This window comes from Bacillus sp. VA15, assembly GCF_055721145.1.
Genome location: NZ_JBVQPQ010000062.1, coordinates 1 through 311 on the forward strand (window position 1 = coordinate 1; position 311 = coordinate 311).

The following is a 311-nucleotide window of genomic DNA, read 5'->3' on the forward strand; positions in this document are numbered from 1 at the left end:
GGGACTGACCCCATAAGATGAGACAAATAAAAACACCTTCAAGTTTGAAAACGGATGATTGTTATCCGAAATTAGACTTGGAGGTGTTTTTTCTATGAGGACAAGAGTGAGTTATCCGGTTGAAGTGAAACAGCAGGCTGTAGAAATGAGATTGGCAGGCGTGCCTATGAAAGAGATCATGCAGAAATTGAATATTAAGAATAAGACACAGGTTCAGACATGGGTTAGATGGCATAAGGCTGGGGATATACATCGATTCGAACAGCCTGTTGGAAAGCAATACACTTACGGAAAAGGTCCAGAGTATTCTT

General features: G+C 40.8%; 1 protein-coding gene. It reads left to right on the forward strand.

Annotated features, from left to right (window positions below; translation table 11 throughout):
* Positions 1–94: 94 nt before the first annotated feature.
* A partial coding sequence (locus tag AC0DBE_RS21780) for a helix-turn-helix domain-containing protein (protein ID WP_472963797.1) occupies positions 95–311 on the forward strand: 217 nt, incomplete at its 3' end.